Genomic DNA, 24,824 nt, shown 5'->3' on the forward strand with positions numbered 1-24,824 from the left:
CTCCTCCGTACGAGAGCTCACGCGGCGATCCGCTCGGCAGTCTCGGCGGTGATCCCCTTGGTGGAGGCGATCACGCCCTTCAGCTTCTTGGAGAGAGCCTCATAGAACATGCTGAGCGGAAACTCGTCCGGAAGCACGTCGTCGACGAGCTTGCGGGGCGGCAGCGTCAGGTCCAGGGCGTCGGGACCCTTGGCCCAGCGGGAGCCGGGGTGCGGGGCGAGGTAGGTGGAGACGAGGTCGTAGGCCGCGAACCAGTGGACCAGCTTGGGCCGGTCGATGCCGTCGCGGTAGAGCTTCTCGATCTCGGCGCAGAGCTGGTTGGTGACCTCGGGTGCGCGCGCCCAGTCGATCTTCAGCGTGTTGTCGGTCCAGCGCAACACGTCGTGCTTGTGCAGGTATGCGAAGAGCAGCTGGCCGCCCAGACCGTCGTAGTTGCGCACCCGGTCACCGGTCACGGGGAAGCGGAACATGCGGTCGAACAGGATGGTGTACTGCACGTCCCGTCCGTGCCGGTTGCCCTCGGCCTCCAGCTTCACGGCCTCCTTGAAGGCGGTGAGGTCGCAGCGCAGCTCCTCCAGGCCGTACATCCAGAACGGCTGGCGCTGCTTGATCATGAAGGGGTCGAACGGCAGGTCGCCATGGCTGTGGGTGCGGTCGTGGACCATGTCCCACAGGACGAAGGCCTGCTCGCAGCGTGCCTGGTCGGTGACCATCTCCTGGATGTCCTCGGGCAGCTCCAGCCCCAGGGTGTCCACGGCCGCCTCGGTCACGGCCCGGAAGCGTGCGGCCTCCCGGTCGCAGAAGATCCCGCCCCAGCTGAAACGCTCGGGAGCCTCGCGCACGGCGATGGTCTCGGGGAAGAGGACCGCCGAGTTGGTGTCGTAACCGGCCGTGAAGTCCTCGAAGGTGATGCCGCAGAAGAGCGGGTTGTCGTAGCGGGTCGCCTCCAGCTCGGCGAGCCACTCCGGCCAGACCATGCGCAGCACGACGGCCTCGAAGTTGCGGTCGGGGTTGCCGTTCTGCGTGTACATCGGGAAGAGCACGAGGTGCTGGAGACCGTCCACCCGGTCGGCGGCGGGCTGGAAGGCCAGCAGGGAGTCGAGGAAGTCCGGCACCGCGAACCCGCCGTCGACCCATTTGCGCAGGTCGGCCACGCAGGCCCGGTGGTAGGCGAGGTCGTGCGGAACGAGGGGGGAGAGCCTCTCGACCGCGGCGACGGCCCGGGCGACGGTGGCCGCGGCCTCTGCCCTGGAGGGTGCGCCCTCGGCCTCGAAGTCGATGGAACCGTCCGCGGACTGCCAGGGGCGGATCTGCTCCACGGCATTCTTGAGCTCGGGCCAGGCCGGGTGGTCGATCACCCTGGCATCGGCGGATACATCACCACCGGCTATGTCCTGCACAAGAATTTCCGTCATCACTCTTCCTCCACAGCAGAACCTCGCGTTAAGGCACCGTATCCATGGGCGGTTCTCCGCCACAAGGGACACAGGAAGAAAATATCCTGCCGATCCACATGTCAACCGCTGTTTTTCCTGTCGGGTACGGGGTAGACGGCGGCATCCGCTCCCGATTGCGGCGTGGGGCGAGGGCGGCTCGGGAGTCGTGTGCGCCCGCTGCCCCGCCCGCGCCTCGCGGCTCCTGCCCGGGGCGGCCGCCTCGGCGCGCCGCAGCCGGCGCGCCGTGTCCCGCTTCGCGGCCCTCTCCGCGCGACGCGGGCCCGCGCCGGCGGTGCCCACGCGCGACCCAGGACGCCACGCACGGCTGCCGAGGCCGGCCGAACGCCTGCCCCCGCCGCGCCCACGTGCGGGTGAACCCGTTCGCGGCGCGCCGGGAGCCACCGGTAGGACGGAGGACGTCCTGCCGTCCCCGCCCCCCCCCGGAGCCGTCCACGTGAGCATGCGTGCCGTCCTTGTCGCCGCCCTGGTAACGGGCTTCCTGCTCGGCGTCGCGGGCGGCGGGGCGAACCCTCCCGCCCCGCCGCGCGAGACCCCTTCCGCGACGGACGGACGCCATTAGGCTGCGGCCGTGCCGCGTCGGCACGCCGCCACGCGGGAGCCGCCGTCGACGGAAGCGAGAAGATCTTGAGTTTCCTCACCATCGGTCATCGCGGGGTCATGGGTGCCGAGCCGGAGAACACCCTGCGTTCCTTCCGCCGCGCCGAGAGCGCGGGCATGGACGCCATCGAGCTGGACCTTCATCTGAGCAAGGACGGCGCGCTCGTCGTCATGCACGACGCGGAGGTGGACCGCACGACGGACGGACGTGGGCTCATCGCCGAGAAGACCCTCGCCGAACTGCGCGAACTCGACGCCGGGCAGGGCGAGCGCGTCCCGGTCCTGGAGGAGGTCCTGGACGCGGTCCGCTCGCCGATCCAGGCCGAGATCAAGGACACCGCGGCCGCCCGGGCACTGGCCGAGCTGATGCACCGGCGCGATCTGGTCGACCGGGTCGAGGTCTCGTCCTTCCACGACGAGGCGGTCGCCGAGATCGCCAGGCTGGTGCCGGGGGCGCGTACGGCGCTCATCGCCGGCCGCTGGGGCGACGACATCGTCGAACGCGCCCGGGCGGTGGGTGCGGCCACCCTGGCTCTGGACATCCGCCGGCTGACCCTGGAGACCACCGAGCGGGCCCACGCGGCCGGGCTCCGGGTCATCGGCTGGGTGGTCAACACCCAGGACCACCTGCGGCTCGCCCGCGCCCTGGAGCTGGACGGGGTGACCACCGACCACCCGGAGATCCGGCGCACCGGCCGCTTCACCGCGTGAGCCCGCCCCGTGTCGGCCCGGAGCCCGTCCGCCCCGCCCGAAGCCCGTGCGGGCCGCCGCCGGGGCGCCCCTCGTGTCCCGTTCCTCACAGGTGTAACCGGATGGCGCTCGGGAACCCGCGACCTGGATCCAGCAGGTCTCTCTGTACAGCGTGTTCCAGCCCTTTGTGGAACACCGGAACGGACGCATATGAGCAGCGGCTACTCGGGGCCGGAGGACTACGGTTCCGACCCCTTCAGCGATTTCCTGGCCCGCTTCTTCGGCGGGGCGGGGTCCGGCACGGGGCAGCAGACCGGGCCCCGGTACATCGACCTCGGGCGCCTCATGAGCGGATCCGCACGGCGGATGGTGGACGAGGCCGCCTCGTACGCGGCGGAGCACGGCAGCACGGACCTGGAGACCGAACACCTCCTGCGGGCGGCGCTCACCACGGAGCCGACCCGCGAGCTGGTGGCCCGGGCGGGCGCCGACCCCGACGCGCTGGCCGCGGAGATCGACCGCACGGCCGGCGACGGGCCCCCGCAGTCCGCCATCGCCGTCACTCCCGCGGTCAAGCGCGCCCTCCTCGACGCCCACGACCTGGCCCGGCACACGGGCGCCTCCTACATAGGGCCCGAGCACGTGCTCGCCGCTCTGGCGGCCAACCGCGAATCGGCCGCCGGGCGCATCCTCAACGCCGCCAGGTTCGACCCGGGCGGCTTCCCCGGCCCGCTGCGCGGCGGGCCCGGCCCGCGCGACACCGCGCCCGAGCAGCGCCCGGCGCCCCAGCACGGCACGCCCAACCTGGACAAGTACGGACGCGACCTGACCGACATGGCCCGGGAGGGCCGTATCGATCCGGTCATAGGGCGCGAGGAGGAGATCGAGCAGACGGTGGAGGTGCTCTCCCGGCGCGGCAAGAACAACCCCGTACTGATCGGTGACGCGGGGGTCGGCAAGACGGCCATAGTCGAGGGACTCGCGCAGCGCATCGCCGAGGGCGATGTGCCCGGGACGCTGCTGAACCGGCGGGTCGTCGCGCTCGACCTGTCGGGCGTGGTGGCCGGGACCCGCTACCGGGGCGACTTCGAGGAGCGGCTGAACGGGATCATCGAGGACATCAGGACGCACTCGGACGAGCTCGTCGTCTTCATCGACGAGTTGCACACCGTCGTGGGGGCCGGCGCGGGCAGCGGCGGCTCGGAGGGCGGCTCGATGGACGCGGGCAACATGCTCAAGCCCGCCCTGGCCCGCGGGGAACTGCATGTGATCGGGGCGACGACGCTGGAGGAGTACCGCCGTCACATCGAGAAGGACGCGGCCCTGGCCCGCCGCTTCCAGCCGATCCTGGTCCCCGAACCGGCCCCGCAGGACGCGGTGGAGATCCTGCGCGGGCTGCGCGACCGGTACGAGGCGCACCATCAGGTCCGCTACACCGACGAGGCGCTGGTCGCCGCCGTCGAACTGTCCGACCGCTACCTCACCGAGCGCTTCCTGCCCGACAAGGCGATCGACCTCATCGACCAGGCGGGCGCCCGGGTCCGGTTGCGCGCGGGGGCCAAGAACACCGACGTGCGCAGCCTGGAACGGCAGGCGGAGCAGCTGACGCGGGACAAGGACCAGGCGGTCGCCGCCGAGCAGTACGAACGGGCCACCGAGCTGCGCGACCGGATCCAGGAGATCGAGAAGCGGATCAGCGCCGGACGGAACGAGAGCCCGGCCGGTGACGGCCGGATCATCGAGGTCACCGCCGAGGACATCGCCGAAGTGGTCAGCCGTCGCACCGGCATCCCGGTCAGCAGCCTCACCCAGGAGGAGAAGGAGCGGCTGCTGGGCCTGGAGGAGCACCTGCGCAAGCGTGTCATCGGGCAGGACGAGGCGGTCACCGCCGTCTCCGAGGCGGTGCTGCGTTCCCGGGCCGGGCTGGCCGATCCGCGCCGCCCGATCGGCAGCTTCCTCTTCCTGGGGCCCACCGGCGTGGGCAAGACCGAGCTCGCACGGGCCCTGGCGGACGCGTTGTTCGGCAGTGAGGACCGCATGGTGCGCCTCGACATGAGCGAGTTCCAGGAACGGCACACGGTGAGCCGGCTGGTCGGCGCGCCGCCCGGGTACGTGGGGCACGAGGAGGCGGGTCAGCTCACCGAGGCGGTGCGCCGCCACCCCTACTCGCTGCTGCTGCTGGACGAGGTGGAGAAGGCCCACCCGGACGTCTTCAACATCCTGCTCCAGGTACTGGACGACGGCCGGCTGACCGACGCGCAGGGCCGCACGGTCGACTTCAAGAACACGGTCGTCGTGATGACCAGCAACCTCGGCTCGGAGGCGGTGGGCACGGGCCGCGGCATGCTCGGATTCGGCGGCACCGGGCAGGACGCGGAGGAGGTGCGGGAGCGGGCCCTGCGGCCGCTGCGCGAGCATTTCCGCCCCGAGTTCCTCAACCGCATAGACGAGATCGTCATCTTCCAGCGCCTGTCGGAGGAGCAGTTGCGCCGGATCACCGATCTGCTGCTGGAGGAGACGCGCCGCCGGATGCGCGCCCAGGGTGTCTCGGTGGACTTCGCCCCCGAGGCGGTCGACTGGCTCGCCCGGCGCGGCCACCAGCCCGAGTACGGCGCTCGTCCGCTGCGCCGCACGATCCAGCGGGAGGTGGACAACCGGCTGTCGCGGCTGCTGCTGGACGGTGGCCTGCCGAAGGGCGCCCGGGTCCGGGTCACCGTCGAGGACGGAGAACTCTCCTTCCCCGTCGAGGGCGCCGAGGCCGGCCGGGCGGGGGAAGAGCCCCCGGCCGGAGCCAGGACCGGCTTCTAGGGAGTGTCTTCGCCACGGCGTCGTCCGCCCGAAGGGCGGGGCCGGCGCCTGCGGTCGCGGTCCCGTCCGCCCCGCCGGCCTACGAGAGGCGGGGCGGACGGGACCGCGGCCGATGTCACCGCGCGGGTGGGGTGGCTTCGAGCTCCTTCACCAGGAGCTCGAACCGGAGGTCGTCGCGCTGGGGCACCCCGAAACGCTCGTCACCGTAGGGAAACGGGGTCATACGTCCCGTACGGCGGTATCCGCGCCGCTCGTACCAGGCGATGAGCTCCTCGCGTACGGAGATGACGGTCATGTGCATCTCCCGCACGCCCCAGTCCTCCCGCACCAGGCGCTCCGCCTCCGCGATGATCCGTCGGCCCAGGCCACCGCCCTGGAGGCCGGGGCGGACCGCGAACATCCCGAAGTAGGCCGCCCCACCCCGGCGTTCGAGCTGGCAGCAGGCGATCGTCTCGCCACCGCGCCGAACGGTGAGCAGTCGGGAGCCCTCCGCGGCGATGACCTGGCGTACGCCTTCCGGGTCGGTGCGCTGTCCCTTGAGGAGGTCCGCCTCGGTGGTCCAACCGCTCCTGCTGGACTCGCCGCGGTACGCCGACTCGATCAGTTCGACGAGAGCGGGCACGTCGGCCTCGACGGCGTCGCGGTAGATCAGCTCCTCCGCGTCCTGAGGCGTTGCGGTGTCCATGTGGGCGGTCTCCCCTCGGCTGGCGTCCGGTGATCCCGTCGAGGTTAACGCGCCCGCTCCGCGCCCCCCTGTACGCCCCTGCGCTCGCGTGCACCCGACGTGACCGGGGCATCGTCCAGTGGGGCGTCCGTGGCGGGGCGCCGTCCTCGTCGGGACGGGGCGGCCCCGCCCGGCGGTGGGCACCCCACACGACCTGGGGCCGTCTGGGGGAGGTTCGCCGTGCACGGATCCGCGATGTCCGGGTGGCTGCTGGTGACGGTGTGCGCGATGAGCGGTGCGTACTGCCTGATACGGATGCGGAACTGCGCCCGCGAGGAGCGCGAGGCGGTCGGCGGCGAGGCGGTCATGGGCTTCGGGATGGCCGCGATGGCTCTGCCGGCCGCGGCGGTCACGCCACCGGAGTGGGGCTGGGCGGTGTACGCCGTGGTGTTCGGTGCGGCGGCCGCGCGCGCCCTGTGGTCGTCGCGCGACAGTGGACACCATCTGCACCATCTCCACCATCTGATGGGGTCGCTGGCCATGGTGTACATGGCGGTCGCCATGTCCGGGAGCGGTGGCGCGCACGCGGGGCACGGTCCGGCCGGGGTCCCCCTGGTGACCGGCGCGCTGCTCGTCTACTACGCGGCGTACGTGCTGCGGGCGGGCGGGCGGCTGATACCGGTCGCCGCGAGCCTGCCGTCGGACGCCCCGGCGGTGCCGGCCTCCGCCCCGCCTTCGGCCGTGCTCTCGATGGCGCCGGATACGGCGGCCTCGGCCGCCCCCGCGTCCACGACGGGCCGGCCGGCCGACGGCGGGTGGGGGACGCGTCCCGAGCTGGCTCTCGCGTGCCGCCTGTCGATGGGAATGGCGATGCTCGCCATGCTCCTCACGCTCTGACGGGCCGGGCTCGCGGCCGGCCGTCCGGGTGTCGACGAACCCGTGGCGTGCGTCACTTGCCGTGCGAGGGCATACCGATGAGTCCTGCCGCGCTCATAGGGTGACTGCATGCTGGTCTCCCTCGCGCTGCTCACGCTCGGCGTCCTGGTCGCCCTGGTGGCCCCGCGGCTGCTGGCGCCGGCCGACTGGCCGGAGCGCGAGCCGGTGGTGGCCCTGTGGGTGTGGCAGTGCGTGGTCGCCGCGGTGCTGCTGAGCTTCGCGCTGTCGATGACCTTCAGCGCGGCAGCCGCCTGGCAGGCGGTGCAGGGCCATGTGTTCGCGTCCGCGCCGCACGGGGTGGTCGAGGCGTACGCGCTGGGAACCCACCGGCCCTGGTCCGCTCTTCTGGCGGTGCTCCTGGCCTGTGGCGGCCTGTGGACCGGGGCCAAGCTCTTCCTGGAGGTGCGCCGGGCCCGCTCGCATCGCAGACGGCGCCGCGCCGAACTCCTCGTCCGCGCGCCGCTGCTGCCGGGTGAGGAACCCGGCACCGGCCCGCTGGTACTGCTGGAGGGCGAGCGCCCGGACGCCTGGTGGATGCCGGGAGCGGCACCCCGACTGGTCGTCACCACCGCCGCGTTGCGGCGCCTGAAGGGTCATCAGCTGGATGCGGTGCTCGCCCATGAGCAGGGGCACGCGCGGGCCCGGCACGACTGGCTGCTGCACTGCTCGGCCGCCCTCGCCGCGGGGTTCCCCCGCATCCCGGTCTTCGCCGCCTTCCACGGCGCGATGCACCGGCTGGTCGAACTGGCCGCCGACGATGTGGCGTCGAAGCGGTTCGGGCGGCTGACGATCGCACTGGCACTCGTCGAACTCAACGAGCACCGGGGCGTGTTCGGACCGTGCCCCACACCCGACGCCCAGCTGCCGCAGCGGGTGGACCGGCTTCTCGCGGCGGCGCCCCGGCTCACGCCGGGGCGCAGGCTGCGGCTGACGGCGGCCGCCGCGCTCGTGCCGGTGGTCCCGCTCCTGGTGGCGTTCGTGCCCGCGCTGCGCGCCCTGGGCTGAACCGGCAACGGAGACGCCGGGCCCGCCCCCCGGCGTCGGCCCACCGATGGGAGCGTGGGCACGCCCCTGCCGGCTCCTCATCCGCGCTCGGGCTCGGGCGACGTCCCGCCCGGAAGGCAGCGCCGGAAGAGGCGGACGGATCCGGGGCGGCACGCTCCCGCACGATGCTGGCGTGCGGCGCGGATATTCGGAAAGCATCGTTCCATGCCCTCCACAGCGCTTCCGCCGTCCCGTGCCCCGTCCGCCGCCGTGGCCGCGGCCTGCTCCGGCGCCCTCGCCGTGCTCCTCCTCGTGCTCGTCATGATCAACTGGGCACCGTTGATCGCGATGGACCGCGCGGTCGCCGACGACCTGCACGACTCGGCCGTGCGCGACCCGGGCCTCACCCAGACCAACCGGGTGCTGAGCGACTGGGTGTGGGACCCGTGGACGATGCGCGCCCTGGTCGCCGTGACCGTGGTGTGGCTCTGGCGGCACGCGGAGCGGCTGCTCGCCGTGTGGCTCGGCGCGGTCACCGTGCTCTCCTCGGCGCTCCAGCAGCTGCTGAAAGCGGCCGTGGGCAGGGAGCGGCCCCAGTGGCCGGACCCGGTCGACACCGCCCATTTCGCGGCCTTCCCCTCCGGCCACGCCATGACGGCGACGGTCACCTGCGGGTTGCTGCTGTGGGTGCTGGCCCGCTCCGAGGCGGGCTCCCGCCTCTGGCTGACCGCCGTGACGCTCGCCGCGGTCTCGGTGCTGGGTGTGGGACTGACCAGGATGTACCTGGGCGTCCACTGGTTCTCGGATGTGGTGGGCGGCTGGCTGCTCGGTGTGTGCGTGGTCGCCCTGGCTGTCGTGACGTACGACCGTGCGGCCATGCGCGCGGTCCTGGCCGGGAGAAACTGAGCGGGAAGGGAACGCCCCCGTCACGATCAAGGGCGTGCTCTTCGACTTCTCGGGAACCCTCTTCCGCGTCGAGCCGGCGGACGTCTGGCTGCGCGCGGTCGCGGCCGCGCGGGGGGCCGTGGTGGCGCCCGAGGCCCTCCCCCGGTGGGCCCGTGACCTCGGCACGGCCGGGGCGCTGCCCGGCGGAGCGTCGCCCGAGCGGATTCCTGACCACCTGGCCGGCCCCTGGGCCGGCCACCCGCGACAGGAGTGCGACGCCGCACCGGGCGGCGACACGGGCCGGGACCGCTTCGTGGACACCCACGTCCTGTCGTACCGACACGGTGTCCAGAAATCGGACGGGCGGCTCTTCCCGTCGGCCCGCGAGGCGCTCGGACACGAACGGGCGACATACTGAAGGTGGGCGACGACCGGCAGGCCGACGGCGGCGCGGCGCAGGTGGGGGCGAGATGTGTTTCGTGGACCACCTTCCGACCCGTGATCGGCCGCCGGGCCTGCGCCCCCTGCCGGACGTGCTCGGCATATGACGGCAGGACAGGACGGCCGGACGGCCACCCGGACCGGGCGATCCCCCGCGTCGCCCGGTCCTGATGACACACCCCACTGACCAGCCGCACGAAGGGCGTCGCAGCAGGGACGCGCTGAGTATATTGGCTGTGAGCCAGTCAACGCAGGAGTTAAGCATGTCCCCGCGCAGCGCATCGGTCAATGAAGAGCTGCGGCGGCGTTCCCGTGAGCGGCTCCTCCAGGCGACGGTGGAGCTGGTCGCCGAACGGGGGTACGAGGCGACGACCCTCGCGGACATCGCGGACCGGGCGGGTTCGGCACGCGGCCTGGTGTCGTACTACTTCCCCGGCAAGCGTCAGCTCCTGCAGTCGGCGGTGCACCGGCTGATGCACCGGACGCTGGAGGCGGCCCTGGAGCGCGAGCCGTCGAGCGAGGACGGGCGCGAGCGGCTGGCCCGGGCGATCGACGCGATCATGGGCCTGGCCGAGCAGCAGCCGGTCCTCATGCGCACGCATATGGCGGGCATCCTGCAGGCCCAGGGATTCGTGCAGTGCCCCGAGCAGCAGCGACTGGCCTTCCTGCTGCGGGACACGGTCACCCGGTACGGGGCCCGGGACGTGGACACCGACTATCCCCTGCTGCGGGCGCTGCTCATGGGCGCGGTCTTCGCCATGCTCCTGCCGGGGGCGCCGATGCCCCGGGCGCGGCTGCGCGCCGAGCTCTTCCAGCGGTACGGGCTGGACTGGGAGCTCGGCGTTCCGCCGGGCGTCAGACCGCCCGGCGGAACGCGTGACCGCGCTGCGGACCAGCCGGCGGCACCGCAGCCGCGGCGGGAGCCGCCGGCCCGTATGGAGCCGCCGGTCTAGGGTTTCTCGTTCGGATCGGGCGGGCCGGACCAGGCGGGACCGGACCGAGCCGGACCGGGCCGGGCCGGGCCGGGCCGGGCCGGGCCGGGCCGATCCACGCACCGATCCGGTCCGGACGGGGACCCTAGCGGTCGAAGTAGTCCGGCTGCGTCTGCACGTTCAGCTCGTGCGTCCGCACCCGCTTCGCCGGGTCCGTGCGACGGTCGTCGAGCCTCAGCACGTCGAGCCCCTTGATCTCGTCGTTCGAGTAGATGTAGCCGTTGTAGTAGTACGCCGACCAGGCGCCACCGGTCTTGAGCACATCCGTGGTGAGCGGACCGCGCTCGAAGTAGGCGATCTCCTCCGGCGCGGCGGAGTCGGTGAAGTCCCAGACGGAGACGCCGCCCTGGTACCAGGCCTGGACCATGATGTCCTTGCCCTTGACCGGGATCAGCGAGCCGTTGTGGGCGACGCAGTTCTCGGTGTCGGCCTGATAGCGGTCGATCTTGAAGTAGTTGCGGAAGACGAGCTTGCGCTTGTCGCCCTTGCCGACGATGTCGTAGATGCCGTCGGCTCCGCGGGTGGGACCGGTCCGCTCGTTGCAGGTGGCGCCGACGCCGCCGCCCAGCTCGTCGGTGAAGACGACCTTGTCGGCCTTCTGGTTGAAGGTCGCGGAGTGCCAGAAGGCGAAGTTGGTGTTGTCCTGCACCCGGTCGATGACCTTCGGGTTCTCCGGGTCCTTGAGGGAGAACAGGAGGCCGTCACCCATGCAGGCACCGGCCGCCAGGTCCTTGGACGGGAGGACGGTGATGTCGTGGCAGCCGGTGGTCTTGGAGACGCCGGGGTTGGTGGGCGAACCGGGGTTGCCACCGCCGTCGGGCCCCTCACCGGGGAAGAGCACCGGGAAGTTCACGATCGCGGACTTCTCGGGGGCCTTGCGCGGCACCTTGATGACCGAGATGCCGTCATGCGGCGGCTGGCAGTCCGGGAAGGTAGCGCTCGGGGCGTACGAGGAGACGTAGATGTAGATGTTCCTGCGCTCCGGCACCAGGGTGTGCGTGTGCGAGCCGCAGGCCGTCTCGACAGCGGCGACGTACTTCGGGTTGCTCTTGTCGCTGATGTCGAAGATCTTCATGCCCTCCCAGGAGGACTTCTCGGTCGCGGGCTGCGTGGTGCTGGTGCAGGAGTTGTCGCTGCGCGAGGAGTCGGTCGAGAGGAAGAGCAGGTTCCCCGACACGGAGATGTCGTTCTGGGAGCCGGGGCACAGGACCTGGGCGACCGTCTTCGGCGACTTCGGGTCGCTGATGTCGAAGATGCGGAAGCCGTCGTAGTTCCCGGCGAAGGCGTACGTGCCCTGGAACGCCAGGTCCGTGTTGATGCCGGCGAAGGCCTCACGCGGGACGTTGGCGACATGGGTGATGTTGTCGCTGTGGACGACCTCGTCCACTCCGGGTATCTCGCCGCCCTGAATGGCTGCCCGGGCCTGGGCCTCCTGCTGCGAGGAGACGGTGCCCGGGGTGGCCGGCGCGTCTCCGGGGTCGGGTGTGGCGGCCGCGGGTCCGGCCGTCAGCAGGGTGGCGAGAAGTCCGGCGGCGGCGGTGGCCACGCCCAGACGTCTGCGCCGCACGCGTGTGGTGCGCAACGAGCTCAAAGCGTCCTCCCTTGTATCCGTTCATCGCGAACGGGCGTACGTGAACACGTCACGGACCCCGGCAGTATCTTCCTTTGCATGCACATCTCAACAGATGGCAACAGAGACGTAATGAAAGAGTTCGATCACCGGCACACGGAAGCGTGCTAGGACGGTCCCATCCACCCAAGTGCCACTGGAGGTCTCCGTGTTGCACCGCATCAGGGCCGCGAGCGTCCGCAGGTCCGCCGTCACGGCGGCGGCCGTCCTCGCCGTACTCGCCCTGAACGCCTGTGAGTCGCCGTCCGAGGACAAGCCGCAGACCAGGGCGAGCGGAGGTCCGGTGGTGGTGGCCCCCGGCAAGCCCGGCGAACCGGCGAGGAAGCTGACTCCCGAGGAGGCCGTCAGGGCCGTCCCCTCCGACACTCCCAACTCGGCGGACTTCACATATACGCAGATGATGATCGTCCATCACGGGCAGGCCCTGGAGATGACCGCTCTGGCCCCCGAGCGGGCGTCGTCGTCGCAGGTGAAGAAGGTCGCCGCTCGGATATCGGCCGCCCAGCAGCCGGAGATCGGGGCGATGGAGGGATGGCTGGAAACCCACGGTGGGGCGAGGACCCACAGCGGGCACGACCACGGTTCGATGCCCGGTATGGCCACCGCGGCACAGCTGAAGCAGTTGCGGGACTCCCGGGGCACGGCCTTCGACGAGCTCTTCCTCAAGCTGATGATCACCCATCACCAGGGCGCCGTCACCATGGCCACCGACGCGCTCGCCCAGGGGAACAACCTCCAGGTGGAGGAGATGGCGAACGACGTCATCGCGCAGCAGACCGCCGAGATCAACCGCATGCGCTCGATGTGACGCCCCCGCCGGGTGCCCGGGCCGCCGGGAGACGCGGGGCGCCGGGAGACGCGCCGCTTCCCGGGCGGGCGGGTCGCGCCCACGGGCCACGCCTCCGGGACGGCCGCTCGGAGGCCGGCGAGCGTACGGCGGGAGCTGGGCACGCGGCCGAACGGCTTCACCCTGGCCCGTACGGGACACCGGCCACGACACCCCGGCGGCACACCTCCCCCATCGGGCACTCCGGTGCGATGCTGGGAGTCCCCGCGGGAAGGAGCGCACTCGTGCTTCGCGTCGCCGTCGTCGGTTCCGGACCCAGTGGGGTCTACACCGCCCAGTCACTCGTCGAACAGTCCGCGGTGCCCGGGATCCAGGTGCACGTACTGGACAGGCTGCCGTGCCCGTACGGTCTGGTGCGCTACGGGGTGGCGCCCGACCACGAGAAGATCAAGTCCCTGCAGAGCAACCTGCGGACGGTGCTGGAGCACGAGCGGATCGGCTTCGTCGGCAACGTCGAGGTCGGGCCGCACGGCCTCACTCCCGAGCGGTTGCTGGAGCTCTACCACGCGGTGGTGTACTGCGTCGGCGCGGCGCGCGACCGCAGGCTCTGCGTACCGGGTGAGGACCTGCCGGGCAGTTTCTCGGCCACCGACTTCGTCTCCTGGTACAGCGCCCACCCGGACGCCGCCGAGGACGGCTTCGTGCTCGGCGCCCGCTCGGCGGTGGTGATCGGCGTGGGCAACGTGGCGGTCGACGTCGCGCGGATCCTGGCGCGCGGACCGCGCGAGCTGTATCCCACGGACGTGCCGCAGGCGGCGCTGGGCGCCCTGGCGGCGAGCCGTGTGCGGGAGGTGCACATGGTGGGGCGGCGCGGCCCGTCCCAGGCCAAGTTCACCACCAAGGAGCTGCGCGAGCTCGGCTCCCTGCCCTGTGCGCGGGTCCTGGTGGACCCCGCCGACCTGGCACTCGACCCCGCATTCGCCGCCCCGGAGGAGCTGCCCGCGGTGAACCGCCGGAATGTGGAGGTGGTGCGCGGCTGGGCCGCGGCGGGAGCCGGCGCCGGGCGGGAGCCCGACGGGCGGGAGCCGGACGGGCGGACCATCCGGGTGCGGTTCTTCCTGCGACCGGTGGAGGTGCTCGCCGAGCACGGCCGGGTGGCCGGGGTGCGTTTCGAGCGCACCGTCCCGGACGGTACGGGCGGGGTCCGCGGCACCGGGACGTACGAGGACATCGAGGCGCAGCTGGTGCTGCGGGCGGTCGGCTACCGGGGTGTACCGATGGCCGGGCTGCCGTTCGACCCCGCACAGGGCACGGTGCCGCACGCGGCGGGACGCGTGCTGCGCGACGGGGCACCGTCGGCCGGCGAGTACGTGGCGGGCTGGATCAAGCGCGGCCCGACAGGCGTGATCGGCACCAACCGCCCGTGCGCCAAGGAGACGGCGGGATCGCTGCTGGCGGACGCGCCCGCACTGGCCCGGCGGGTGGTGGCCGCCGACCCGCTGGCCACGCTGCGCGCGTGGGGGCACGAGCCGGTGGAATGGAAGGGCTGGCTGGCGATCGAGCAGGCGGAGGCGGCGCTCGGGCACTCCCTGGGCCGCGGTTCCGTGAAGATCGCCGACTGGCAGGGACTCCTCGCCGCCGCGCAGAGACGCTAGGCCGTGCCCCTGGGGGGTACAGGCGCACAGGCCCGGAGCTCCGGAAGCCCGGGCCCGTGCGGACCGGGCTCAGCCCCCGCCCAGGCGGACGGCCTGCCGCGACGCGGCGGCCAGCACACAGTCCAGGAGGCCGGGGAAGAGATCGTCGAGGTCCTCGGACCGCACGCGGCTCATCTTGGCCGTGCCCCGGTACGTCTGCCGGATGACACCGCACTCGCGCAGCACCCGGTAGTGGTGCGTCACGGTGGACTTGGTCACCGGCAGCTCGATCGCCGAGCAGGTCAACTCGCCCGGAGCGGCGAGAAGTTCGCGTACGACCCTCAGCCGGATCGGGTCGGCGAGCGCGTGGAGCACCTCTTCCAGGCGGATCTCGTCGCGCGCGGGGTGGGCGAGATCGCGCGAGCTGGGCGCGGTGGTCACGGCGGCTCCACTTCGTCGGGAGCTCCCATTGTACGAGTGGTACGAGACTCCTCGTAGTTTGACAGGTGCCGTACTACGACGTCTATCGTACGAGGCGTATCACCGGCCCTGCCGGCCCCCACTCCCGAAGGAGTCCGCCGTGAGCGCACTGTTCGAGCCCCGCACCCTGCGGTCGCTGACCATCCCCAATCGCGTATGGATGGCCCCGATGTGCCAGTACAGCGCGGAGCCCTGCGGACCGGAGGCGGGCGCCCCCCACGACTGGCACTTCGCCCACTACGCGGCCCGCGCGGCCGGCGGCACGGGCCTGATCCTGGTGGAGGCGACCGCGGTCTCCCCCGAGGGGCGCATCAGCCCCTACGACCTCGGCATCTGGAACGATCACCAGGTCGAGGCGTTCCGCCGCATCACCGGCTTCCTGAAGGACCAGGGCACCGTGGCCGGCCTCCAGATCGGGCACGCGGGCCGCAAGGCGTCCACCGAACGTCCCTGGAAGGGGGGAGCACCGGTCGGCGCCGACGAGCACGGATGGCAGCCCGTCGCACCGAGCCCGCTGCCGTTCGACGACGACGCCCCGGTGCCCGACGAGCTGACGCGGGAGCAGATCCACGTGATCACGGAGCAGTTCGCGGCCGCCGCGCGCCGCGCGCTGGACGCGGGTTTCCAGGTCGTCGAGATCCATGGCGCCCACGGCTACCTGATCGGCGAGTTCCTGTCCCCGCACAGCAACCACCGCACCGACGAGTACGGCGGCACCTTCGAGAACCGCACGCGCTTCGCCCTGGAGGTCGTCGACGCGGTGCGCGGGGCATGGCCCGAGGAGCTGCCTCTGTTCTTCCGGATCTCGGCCACCGACTGGCTGGACGAGGCGGGCTGGACCGCCGACGACACGGTGCGGTTCGCCGCCCTGCTGCGGGAGCACGGTGTCGACCTGCTCGATGTGTCGAGCGGCGGCAACGCCCCGCGGGCCGCGATCCCGGTGGCCCCCGGATACCAGGTGCCCTTCGCCGCGCGGGTACGCGCGGAGACGGGACTGCCGGTCGCGGCGGTGGGACTGATCACGGAGGCCGGACAGGCCGAGAAGATCGTCGCGAACGGTGAGGCCGACGCCGTGCTGCTGGGGCGCGAGCTGCTGCGCAGCCCGTCCTGGGCCCGGCAGGCGGCCCGCGAGCTCGGCGGCGAGGTCCACGTGCCCGACCCCTACCACCGCTCGGTCTGAGCCGGGGCGGCCGTCGGGAGCGGACCCGCTCCCGACGGTGCCGGGGCGCACCGGCGCGAGCGGCCGCGCCGGACCCCGGCCGGGCCGGGGTCCGGCGCGGCCGGTCCGACCTGCGGCGGCGTCGGCCGAGGGGCCGCTGTCAGTGCTCGGGTGCAGACTGGCCCGTATCCGAGACAACGGCGTCCTGGAGGTGCCGGCCATGACCGACGTACTGCTCACCGTGGGCACGCGCAAGGGCCTCTTCATCGGCCGCAGGCGCGGCGGCCGATGGGATTTCGGCGGCCCCCCGCACTTCAACGCGCAGGCCGTGTACGCGATCGGGATCGACGCACGGGGTGCCGTGCCCCGGCTTCTGGTGGGCGGTGACAGCGCGCACTGGGGCCCGTCCGTGTTCCGCTCGGACGACCTGGGCGCGACCTGGACCGAGCCGGCCGAGCCGGCCGTCAGGTTCCCCAAGGACACCGGTGCCTCCGTGGAGCGGGTCTGGCAGTTGCATCCCGCAGGGCCCGCCGCACCGGGCGTGGTGTACGCGGGCACGGAGCCGGCCGCCCTGTTCCGCTCGGCGGACGGCGGGGAGAGCTTCGAGCTGGTACGGCCCCTGTGGGAACACCCGACCAGATCGCAGTGGATGCCCGGCGGGGGCGGCGAGGCGGTGCACACGGTCGTCACGGACCCCCGGGACCCGGACGCGGTCACGGTCGCGGTCTCGGCGGCCGGAGTGTTCCGCTCCCGCGACGGCGGCGGGAGCTGGTCCCCCTCCAACCACGGGGTGTCGGCGGTCTTCCTGCCGGACCCGAACCCGGAGTTCGGGCAGTGCGTGCACAAGATCGCCCAGGACGGGGGCGATCCGGACCGGCTGTACCTGCAGAACCACTGGGGGGTGTACCGCAGCGACGACGCCGGCGTGCGGTGGACCGACATCGGCGGGGGTCTGCCGTCCGACTTCGGCTTCGCCGCCGTGGCGCACCCGCACCGGGCCGATGTCGCCTATGTCTTCCCGATCACCGCCGACGCCGACCGGGTCCCGGCCGGCCGGCGCTGCCGCGTCTACCGCACGAGCGACGCGGGCGGCACCTGGGAGGCCCTCGGCGCGGGGCTGCCCGAGGGCGACCACTACGGCACGGTACTGCGGGACGCGATGTGCACGGACGGCGCGGACCCCGCGGGGGTCTACTTCGGCAACCGCAACGGGGAGTTGTACGCGAGCGCGGACGACGGCGACAGCTGGCAGCTGCTCCGGTCGCACCTGCCGGACGTGCTGTGCGTACGGGCGGCGGTGATCGGTTGATGAAGGCGGCCGCTGCGCCAGTAGAGTGACGGCCGTGGCAGCACGACCGTTGAATGAAATCGTCGAGCCGGGGTGGGCCGAGGCCCTCGCACCCGTGGCCGAACGCGTCGCCGCGATGGGCGACTTCCTGCGAACCGAGATCGCCGCCGGGCGCACCTACCTGCCGGCCGGACCGAATGTGCTGCGAGCCTTCCAGCAGCCGTTCGACGAGGTGCGGGTACTGATCGTGGGACAGGACCCGTATCCGACGCCGGGGCACGCGGTGGGGCTGAGCTTCTCGGTCGCCCCGGAAGTGCGCCCGCTGCCCGGCAGCCTGGAGAACATCTTCCGCGAAATGCACTCCGACCTGGGGCTGCCCCGGCCGGCGAACGGGGATCTGACGCCCTGGACGCGTCAGGGGGTGCTGCTGCTCAACCGTGCCCTGACCACGGCGCCCCGCAAGCCGGCCGCGCACCGCGGCAAGGGCTGGGAGGAGGTGACCGAGCAGGCCATCCGGGCCCTCGTCGCCCGGGGCAAGCCCCTGGTGTCCGTGCTGTGGGGGCGCGACGCACGCAATCTGCGTCCGCTGCTCGGCGACCTCCCCGCCATCGAGTCGGCCCACCCCTCCCCCATGTCGGCGGACCGCGGCTTCTTCGGGTCACGCCCGTTCAGCCGCACGAACGACCTGTTGGTCCGGCACGGGGCGCAGCCGGTCGAGTGGCGACTGCCGTGACGCCCCGCCCCGGCCCCGGGACCTCCGGCCACGGCGTGCCGGGCCCCTGGGTGCTGGGGGTGGACTCGGGCGGGTCGGGGCTCCGGATCGCGCTCGCGAGGACGGGACCGGGTACGGCCCCCGGGCGGGCGGAACCGGCCGTAGCGGCCGGGGAAGCCGTACCGGCCGGCGGGGCCCCCGAAGCGGTCGAGGTGGTGACGTTCGGCGAGCCGGTGCCCACCGGTCCGGGCGGGATCGACGCCGGCCGTCTGCTGGAGCGGCTGCTGCCCGCCGCCGAAGGGCTGCTGGCGCGCGCCGGAGCGGGGGCGGTGGCGGCCGTCGCGGTCGGGGCCGCCGGGATGGCGACGCTCGGGGACGATCTGCGCGCCCGCCTGCCGGCGGCCCTCAAGGGCGCGCTGGGCGTGGACCGCGTGGCCCTGGCCGCGGACGCCGTCACGGCGTACGCGGGGGCGCTCGGACAGCGTCGCGGGGTGGTGGTCGCCGCGGGGACGGGCGTGATCGCCCTCGGGACCGACCTCGCGCGCTGGCGCCGCGCCGACGGCTGGGGCCATCTGCTGGGCGACTGCGGCAGCGGGGCCTGGATCGGCCGGGCCGGCCTGGAGGCGGCACTGCGGGCCCATGACGGGCGGCGCGGGGGTTCGGCGGCGCTGCTGGCACGCGCCGAGGCGGTGTTCGGGCCTCCCGCCGGGCTGCCGGGGCGGCTCTATCCGCGTACCGACCGGCCCGCGGTGCTGGCCTCCTTCGCGCCCGAGGTGGCCGCCTGCTCCGGCGGCGACCCGGTGGCGAGGGACATCCTGGCGCGGGCGGCGCGGCACATCGCGGAAGCGGCGGCGGCCGTGTGCCCGCCCGGAGAGGGCCGCGAGATCGCCCTGACCGGAGGGCTGTTCAGGATGGGCGAACCCCTGCTCGTACCGCTGCGGGCCGAGCTGGCGGAGCAACTGCCCCTGGCCCGGCCGGTGTCCGCCGGCGGTGATCCCCTCACCGGTGCGCTGACCGTCGCCGCCGGGCTCGCGACGGACACGCTTCGACTGCCCAGCGAGCCGGGCATGTTGGACACAGCGGGCTTGTAACGGATTGATCGGACAAAGGCGGACAGAGGTCACTCGACCGCCCCCTCCCCGAACAGCGGGCGGGACAAAACCAGTAGCATGCGGCGCCATGAGCTCCCCCACTGGGCCCGCCAACGGCCTGCCTGTACGAATGCCGCGACCCCGCCAGTCAGGGCGGCACCGTCGCCCCGAACCCGTGGCGGCTCCCGAGGGCGCGCCCGCGCTCGTCCTCGCCGTTCCCGGCACCCCTTCCGCCGCTGTGCGCAGCCTGGCCGAAGAGGTCGTGAGCATCGCCCGTTCCGAGCTGCCCGGCCTTGAGGCCGCGGTCGGTTTCCTGGACGGCGACGGCGCCGAGTACCCCACGCTCGCGGGTGTCCTGGCTCAGGCGGCCGCGCTGCGTGTGGAGCGTTACGAGCTGGCCACGGCCGCCGGCCGCGAGGTCGCCGCGCCCGAGGGTCCGGCCGCCGTGGTGGTGCCGCTGCTGGCAGGCCCCCACGGCACTCTGATGAACCGGATACGGGAGGCCGTCGCCGAGAGCGGCGCCTCCGTCGAGCTGTCCGACGTGCTCGGCCCGCACCCCCTGCTCGCCGAGGCGCTGCACGTCCGGCTGTCCGAGGCCGGGCTGGCGCGCGCCGACCGCGCGCGGCTGTTCACGGTGGCAACGGCCGCCGACGGCATCGTCCTGGCCACCGTCGGCGGTGAGGAGGCCGTGCAGGCGGCAGGGATCACCGGCATGCTGCTGGCCGCCCGGCTCGCGGTGCCGGTCATGGCCGCCGCCGTGGACCAGCAGGGCTCGGTGGCAGCGGTCGCCGACCAGCTGCGCGGCTCCGGCTCGCTCCAGCTGGCCCTGGCGCCCTATCTGATCGGCCCGGAGCTTCCCGAGGGTCTGCTGGACGACGCCGCGAAGGACGCCGGCTGCGCGGTCGCCGAGCCGCTCGGCGCGTACCCGGCGGTCGGCAAACTGGTGCTCTCGCAGTACACGGCGGCGCTGGGCATCGCTCCCCAGCCGCAGGACGCCCCGGTGCGCTGAGGCGACCCGCAGGACACCGTGGGCCCGCGCGAGGAGCGCCGAGGCCCCGTAGGAGGACGGGAAGGGGCCCGCGCCGGGAGGTACCGGCGCGGGCCCCTTCCGCGCCACCGCCCGGTCGGCGGGGCCGTGAAGGCCCGCGCCCGGCGGGCGGGCGTTCAGACGAGGACCACGCAGGACGCGGCCGGCACCGCGATCGCGCCGGCGCGCTCCGGGACGCCCGTCGCCGGGTCGAGGGCGAACCAGGTCACGTCGCCGGAGCGCTCGTTCGCCACGTACAGACGGCGGCCACGGGGGTCCAGGGTGAGGTCCCTGGGCCAGTGGCCCCCGCAGGGCACCGTCGAGGTCAGGAAAGGCTTTTCGTCCGGCCCGTCGAGCCGCAGGACGGCGATGGCGTCGGATCCGCGGACGGCGGCCCACACGCACCGGCCGTCGGGCGCGACGACGAGCCCGGAGGGGTACCGCCCGGCCGTCTCGGCCCCGCTCGGCAGGACGGACGTACCGGCCACGGCATCGAGGCCGCCGGTGTGCGCGTCCCAGCGGCAGACGTAGAGCGTGGGCTCCAGCTCGCAGAGCACGTAGACATGGCCGCCCGAGGGGTGGAAAGCCAGGTGGCGGGGGCCGGAGCCGGGCGGCAGCGCGGTTTCCCCGTGTTGCGTGAGCCGCCCCGTGGCGGGGTCGAGCGCGCAGACGCGTACGGAGTCGGTGCCCAGGTCCACGCTGAGCACCCAGCGGCCGCTGGGGTCGGGCAGCACCTGGTGGGCGTGCGGTCCGGCCTGACGGTCGGGGTCGGGCCCGGAGCCCCGGTGCCGCAGCGCGTCGGTGGCGGCGCGCGGAACGCCGTCGGGGCCGAGGGGCAGTACGGTGACGCCGCCGGAGCCGTAGTCGGCCGTCAGCACGTGCCCCGAGGCGATCGTCAGGTGGGCGGGGCCCGCGCCGCGCACCGGGACCGGAGCGCCGATGAGCCGGGGGGCGGGGCCGCTGGTGTCGAAGGCCGCGACGGCGCCCGCCTCCGTCTCGGAGACCGCGTAGAGCACGGCACGGTCCGTCGCGGGGGCGAGGAACGACGGGTCGGCCACCGCGTCCGTCGCCCCGGTCACCGTCAGGGCGCCCGTTTCGCGGTCCACGTCCGCCGCGACCACTCCACGTCCGCCCGCCGAGGTGAACGAGCCGATGAAGGCCCGCCCGCCGCCCGGGTCCCGCTCCCCCGCCGCGTTGTCCGTCACTCCCGCACGCCCCTCTCGCCGCCGCTCCGGTGTGCGGCCGACCGTAGCAGGTCTAGACCAAGGGGGCGGTGGCGGTCAGAGGAGCGCGGGTGGGGCTGCGGAGCGGGGCCGCGAGTCCCGCCAGGGCCTTCTCCAGACCGTGCAGGTGGCTGAGCGCGGCCTCGGCGCCGGGGTGGTGGGCGACCGGTACCGAGTCGGGTTGCGGACGGGCGGGGGCGCCGGGTGCCACCAGGGCGTGCACGGCCGCCTCGACGCGCCAGCAGGCCGCGGCCAGACGGGCGTCGTGCGAGGCGTCCGGGTCGGCGGCCACGGAGGCCAGCCCGCGCACCTCACGGGCGCAGGCGTCGAGCAGGACGATGACCTGGCGGGCGCGGGCCTTGCGGGCCCGCAGCGGGCTGAGCGGATGCACCAGCGGGGCGAGCGAGAGCCGTACGCGGCCCAGCAGCAGCTCCAGCTCGGCCGCCAGGGGCGCCGGATCGGCGTCCGGGTCGCCGGCCAGCCTGCGCGCGGCGGCGGTCGTGCAGCCGTGGACGCAGTGCAGGGCGCGCTGGATCCAGGCGTCGGTGGCGGCGTGCGTCGTGACGGGAAGGATCAGCGCGACGCCGAGGGCCGCGCCCACGGCGCCGGCCGCCGTCTCCTCGAAGCGCAGGAGCAGCAGGCCGGGGTGCAGCACGCCGAGCAGCCCGTACAGCAGCCCCGCCATCACCGTGACGAAGAACATCATCCAGCTGTAGGAGGGGGCGGCCGTGTAGAAGATGCCGAAGACGCAGACGCCGACGAGGGCCGCGGTCGGGCCGGGCGCCCCGCCCAGCGGGACGGCGATCAGCAGGCCGGCCGCGATGCCGGTGACGGTGCCCACGACCCGGCGGAAGCCCCGGACGAGGGTCTCGCCGCGCGACGCGGTGTTGACGAAGATCCACCACGCGGTGCCGACCGCCCAGTACCAGCGCTCGTGGGAGAGCAGCTGACCCGCCGCGAGCGCGAACCCGCAGGCCGCCACCGCCTGGAACGCCTGTCGGGTGGTGGGGCGGGCCAGTCCCGTGCCGGGCAGCGGGGCGGGCACCGCGGGCGGGGGCGAGGTGCGCTCGACGCACCACAGTCCGAAGCGGACGACGGAGGACGAGACGACGGCCAGGGCGACCGCACCGTACAGCTCCGGCAGCTGCGCGGGGACGGCGTGCAGGAACTGGGTGACGAAGAACATCATGAACGCGAAGATGCCCAGCGCGTGCCCGCGCGGCCCCCAGCGCCGGGCGTACACGCCGCAGAAGACGACCGCCAGCCAGGAGGCGTCACGCAGCGCCGGCACCCCGTGCAGCACGGTCGCCAGGGCCAGTACCGGGAAGCCGACGGCCGGAAGCAGCGCGGTGGTGACGGCCTGGCGGCGGACCGTCGGGTCGCCGACGGTGAACAGGGCGAGCAGGGCGGCGAGACCTCCGGTGATGGAGGCGGTGAGGGACAGCCCCGCGGTCTCGGCCGCCGCCACCGCGAGACCCACGCCCACCACGGCCCGGAGGGAGACGCGCAGACGCACCCGACCCGGATCCGGAGCCGTGAACATTTTCTTGACGCTCTTCATGACGGCCGTCCCGCCCCCCTCGCCCTGCGGATGCCGCGCGGGACCCGTTCTCCGGGTCCCTCGGCCTCTTCACGCTTCTCGTCCTGACATGGCAAAGGCGCCGCGGGTCCGGTCCGGCTCCCTCGCCGCCCCGGCGCTGCGCAGCGCCATCTACCCCAAGAGGAAAGCATCAGTCCGCCCAGTGGCTCAACCGGCGCAGGAGGCGATGGGCCATTGGTACAGTCGGAGCGAGGATTCTTCAGCCAGAAGGGGGCCAACGGACCATGGCCGTGGACGAGCTCGACACCCGGATCCTGCGGCTGCTGATCGAGCAGCCGCGCACGAGCGTGCGGGAGTACGCCCGGATCCTCGGCATCGCGCGCGGCACGCTCCAGGCGCGGCTCGACCGGCTGGAGCGGGAGGGCGTGATCACCAGCACCGGCCCGGTGCTCTCGCCCGCCGCGCTCGGACATCCGGTGCTCGCCTTCGTCCACATCGAGGTCACCCAGGGGCACCTGGACGAGGTGGGTGACGCGCTCGCCGCCGTGCCCGAGATCGTCGAGGCGTTCTCGATCACCGGCGGCGGTGACCTGCTGACCAGGGTGGTCGCCCGGGACAACGGCCATCTGGAGGATGTGATCCAGCAGCTGATCCAGCTGCCGGGGGTGGTGCGCACACGGACGGAGATGGCGCTGCGCGAGCGGGTGCCCCACCGGCTGCTGCCGCTGGTCGAGGCGGTGGGCCGGGCCTCCGGCGTCCGGCGCTGAGACACGCCTTGGCATGCTGGACCCCATGAGAGCCTCACGGACCGCGGTCATCTTCGATCTCGACGGGACGCTGGTGGACAGCGAACCGAACTACTACGAGGCGGGTCGCCGGCTGCTGGAGCACTACGGTGTGACGGGTTTCAGCTGGGAACGCCATACGGACTTCATCGGCATCGGCACCCGCGAGACACTGGCCGCCCTCAAGAAGGAGTACGGGATCGGGGCGCCCCTCGACGAACTGCTGGCCGGCAAGAACCGTCACTATCTGGAGTTGGCCCGCGCGGCGACCGAGGTGTTCCCGCAGATGCGGACCTTCGTGGAGCGGCTGCACGGGGAGGGCGTGCCGATGGCGGTGGCGTCAGGCTCCTCCCGGGCGGCGATCGAGGCGGTCCTGGCCGGTACCGGGCTGGACGCGTATCTCCCCGTGCGGGTCTCGGCCGAGGAGGTCGAGCGCGGCAAGCCCGAACCCGACGTCTTCCTGGAGGCCGCGCGACGGCTGGGCGCCGAGCCGGCCGACTGTGTGGTCCTGGAGGACGCACCGCCCGGGGCGGCCGCCGCGCACGCCGCCGGAATGCGGTGTGTGGCCGTCCCGTACGTGGCGGGGACGGCGGACGACCCGGCGTTCCGCCGGGCGGGGCTGCTGTTCCCGGGAGGTCAGGACGAGTTCACGGCGCAGGCGGCCCACGCGTATGTGACGGGTCTTCAGAATCCTTCGCAGCGGCTCTGATCAGGCTCCTGCCGGGCTCCCGCCCCTCGGCGGCCCGCCCGGCGGGAGCGGACCGGCGACTCCTCACCGGCAGACCTTGACAGTGTCGCCGTGGCGCCGCCTAAGGTGAGCTGATCTCTTCCTCTCCGTGGAGGCACTCGTGTACGCACCGACTGCGGCGCCCCTCGGTGTCCGCGCGGGCACGAGGCTGATCAGCCGTCGGCACGTCGACTACTGCCGGACCTCCTCAGCCATCTGTCCTTCCACGCGCATCTGATCGCCCGTCGGCACCCCGCGCCGACGGCCCCGTCGTGCCCTCGGAAGGA

Annotated in this window: 22 protein-coding genes and 1 pseudogene; 17 read left to right on the plus strand and 6 right to left on the minus strand. The window is 73.2% G+C overall.

The features are described from left to right. Positions 1-17 precede the first annotated feature (17 nt). Positions 18-1,415: a DUF6421 family protein gene (locus PUR26_RS23325; RefSeq protein WP_329874575.1), complete on the minus strand. Its 1,398-nt coding sequence runs from the start codon at positions 1,413-1,415 to the stop codon at positions 18-20. A gap of 666 nt (positions 1,416-2,081) precedes the next feature. Here PUR26_RS23325 and PUR26_RS23330 point away from each other — a divergent pair. Both PUR26_RS23330 and PUR26_RS23335 read left to right on the plus strand, forming a co-directional pair. Continuing rightward, entirely contained in the window at positions 2,082-2,765 is a 684-nt protein-coding gene (locus PUR26_RS23330; RefSeq protein WP_329874577.1) for a glycerophosphodiester phosphodiesterase, read from the plus strand. Between the two features lie 189 nt (positions 2,766-2,954). Further along, positions 2,955-5,552 carry an ATP-dependent Clp protease ATP-binding subunit gene (locus PUR26_RS23335; RefSeq protein WP_329874579.1) on the plus strand — a complete coding sequence of 866 codons (2,598 nt, stop codon included), beginning with the start codon at positions 2,955-2,957 and terminating at the stop codon, positions 5,550-5,552. Between the two features lie 115 nt (positions 5,553-5,667). Here PUR26_RS23335 and PUR26_RS23340 read toward each other — a convergent pair whose 3' ends face one another. Continuing rightward, a complete protein-coding gene (locus tag PUR26_RS23340) occupies positions 5,668-6,237 on the minus strand; it encodes a GNAT family N-acetyltransferase (protein WP_329874581.1) in 570 nt (189 codons plus the stop codon). 234 nt (positions 6,238-6,471) lie between these two features. On the opposite strand from PUR26_RS23340, the gene PUR26_RS23345 reads away from it, so the two are divergent. From PUR26_RS23345 to PUR26_RS23365, 5 genes and pseudogenes are all read left to right on the plus strand, one after another. Further along, entirely contained in the window at positions 6,472-7,113 is a 642-nt protein-coding gene (locus PUR26_RS23345) for a DUF5134 domain-containing protein (RefSeq protein WP_329874582.1), read from the plus strand. A gap of 108 nt (positions 7,114-7,221) precedes the next feature. Next, positions 7,222-8,157 (plus strand): M56 family metallopeptidase, encoded by a 936-nt coding sequence (locus tag PUR26_RS23350; RefSeq protein WP_329874584.1) that lies wholly within the window; start codon positions 7,222-7,224, stop codon positions 8,155-8,157. A gap of 204 nt (positions 8,158-8,361) precedes the next feature. After that, positions 8,362-9,042 (plus strand): phosphatase PAP2 family protein, encoded by a 681-nt coding sequence (locus PUR26_RS23355; protein ID WP_329874586.1) that lies wholly within the window; start codon positions 8,362-8,364, stop codon positions 9,040-9,042. 25 nt (positions 9,043-9,067) lie between these two features. Next, a pseudogene (locus PUR26_RS23360) lies at positions 9,068-9,569 on the plus strand (hydrolase). A gap of 156 nt (positions 9,570-9,725) precedes the next feature. Beyond that, positions 9,726-10,415: a TetR/AcrR family transcriptional regulator gene (locus PUR26_RS23365; RefSeq protein ID WP_329874588.1), complete on the plus strand. Its 690-nt coding sequence runs from the start codon at positions 9,726-9,728 to the stop codon at positions 10,413-10,415. A 124-nt stretch (positions 10,416-10,539) separates the two neighbouring features. Here the strand turns inward: PUR26_RS23365 and PUR26_RS23370 are convergent, their stop codons facing one another. Then, a complete protein-coding gene (locus PUR26_RS23370) occupies positions 10,540-12,045 on the minus strand; it encodes an LVIVD repeat-containing protein (protein WP_329874590.1) in 1,506 nt (501 codons plus the stop codon). Positions 12,046-12,232: 187 nt separating this feature from the next. Here PUR26_RS23370 and PUR26_RS23375 point away from each other — a divergent pair, with 187 nt between their 5' ends. Both PUR26_RS23375 and PUR26_RS23380 read left to right on the plus strand, forming a co-directional pair. Beyond that, the gene (locus PUR26_RS23375) at positions 12,233-12,892 is read left to right on the plus strand and encodes a DUF305 domain-containing protein (RefSeq protein WP_329874592.1); all 660 of its coding nucleotides are present in this window, start codon (positions 12,233-12,235) and stop codon (positions 12,890-12,892) included. A gap of 263 nt (positions 12,893-13,155) precedes the next feature. Continuing rightward, entirely contained in the window at positions 13,156-14,526 is a 1,371-nt protein-coding gene (locus PUR26_RS23380; RefSeq protein ID WP_329874595.1) for an FAD-dependent oxidoreductase, read from the plus strand. A gap of 69 nt (positions 14,527-14,595) precedes the next feature. Here the strand turns inward: PUR26_RS23380 and PUR26_RS23385 are convergent, their stop codons facing one another. Continuing rightward, on the minus strand, positions 14,596-14,946 hold the full coding sequence (locus PUR26_RS23385; RefSeq protein ID WP_329874597.1) for an ArsR/SmtB family transcription factor: 351 nt from the start codon (positions 14,944-14,946) through the stop codon (positions 14,596-14,598). Positions 14,947-15,085: 139 nt separating this feature from the next. On the opposite strand from PUR26_RS23385, the gene PUR26_RS23390 reads away from it, so the two are divergent. From PUR26_RS23390 to PUR26_RS23410, 5 genes are all read left to right on the plus strand, one after another. Continuing rightward, entirely contained in the window at positions 15,086-16,165 is a 1,080-nt protein-coding gene (locus tag PUR26_RS23390) for an NADH:flavin oxidoreductase/NADH oxidase (protein ID WP_329874599.1), read from the plus strand. Between the two features lie 199 nt (positions 16,166-16,364). Beyond that, positions 16,365-17,453 carry a WD40/YVTN/BNR-like repeat-containing protein gene (locus PUR26_RS23395; protein ID WP_329874601.1) on the plus strand — a complete coding sequence of 363 codons (1,089 nt, stop codon included), beginning with the start codon at positions 16,365-16,367 and terminating at the stop codon, positions 17,451-17,453. Between the two features lie 34 nt (positions 17,454-17,487). Beyond that, a complete protein-coding gene (locus tag PUR26_RS23400) occupies positions 17,488-18,165 on the plus strand; it encodes a uracil-DNA glycosylase (protein WP_329874603.1) in 678 nt (225 codons plus the stop codon). Beyond that, a complete protein-coding gene (locus tag PUR26_RS23405; RefSeq protein ID WP_329874605.1) occupies positions 18,162-19,235 on the plus strand; it encodes an N-acetylglucosamine kinase in 1,074 nt (357 codons plus the stop codon). Before PUR26_RS23400 ends, PUR26_RS23405 begins: the two co-directional genes overlap by 4 nt. Before the next feature lie 88 nt (positions 19,236-19,323). After that, positions 19,324-20,244, plus strand: coding sequence for a sirohydrochlorin chelatase (locus PUR26_RS23410; RefSeq protein WP_329874607.1), 921 nt, complete (start codon positions 19,324-19,326; stop codon positions 20,242-20,244). Between the two features lie 155 nt (positions 20,245-20,399). Here PUR26_RS23410 and PUR26_RS23415 read toward each other — a convergent pair whose 3' ends face one another. Beyond that, positions 20,400-21,467 carry a lactonase family protein gene (locus tag PUR26_RS23415; protein WP_329874609.1) on the minus strand — a complete coding sequence of 356 codons (1,068 nt, stop codon included), beginning with the start codon at positions 21,465-21,467 and terminating at the stop codon, positions 20,400-20,402. 52 nt (positions 21,468-21,519) lie between these two features. Continuing rightward, entirely contained in the window at positions 21,520-23,046 is a 1,527-nt protein-coding gene (locus PUR26_RS23420) for an FUSC family protein (protein WP_329874611.1), read from the minus strand. A gap of 263 nt (positions 23,047-23,309) precedes the next feature. Between PUR26_RS23420 and PUR26_RS23425 the strand changes: the two genes are divergently transcribed. From PUR26_RS23425 to PUR26_RS23435, 3 genes are all read left to right on the plus strand, one after another. Beyond that, positions 23,310-23,792, plus strand: a complete 483-nt coding sequence (locus tag PUR26_RS23425; protein WP_329874613.1) for an Lrp/AsnC family transcriptional regulator — start codon at positions 23,310-23,312, stop codon at positions 23,790-23,792. A 25-nt stretch (positions 23,793-23,817) separates the two neighbouring features. After that, a complete protein-coding gene (locus PUR26_RS23430; protein WP_329874615.1) occupies positions 23,818-24,519 on the plus strand; it encodes an HAD family hydrolase in 702 nt (233 codons plus the stop codon). A gap of 139 nt (positions 24,520-24,658) precedes the next feature. Next, positions 24,659-24,775, plus strand: a complete 117-nt coding sequence (locus tag PUR26_RS23435) for a putative leader peptide (RefSeq protein WP_329874616.1) — start codon at positions 24,659-24,661, stop codon at positions 24,773-24,775. Positions 24,776-24,824: the final 49 nt, after the last annotated feature.

The organism is Streptomyces sp. SP18CS02 (assembly GCF_036322365.1).
In the GTDB taxonomy this organism is placed as follows: Bacteria; Actinomycetota; Actinomycetes; order Streptomycetales; family Streptomycetaceae; genus Streptomyces.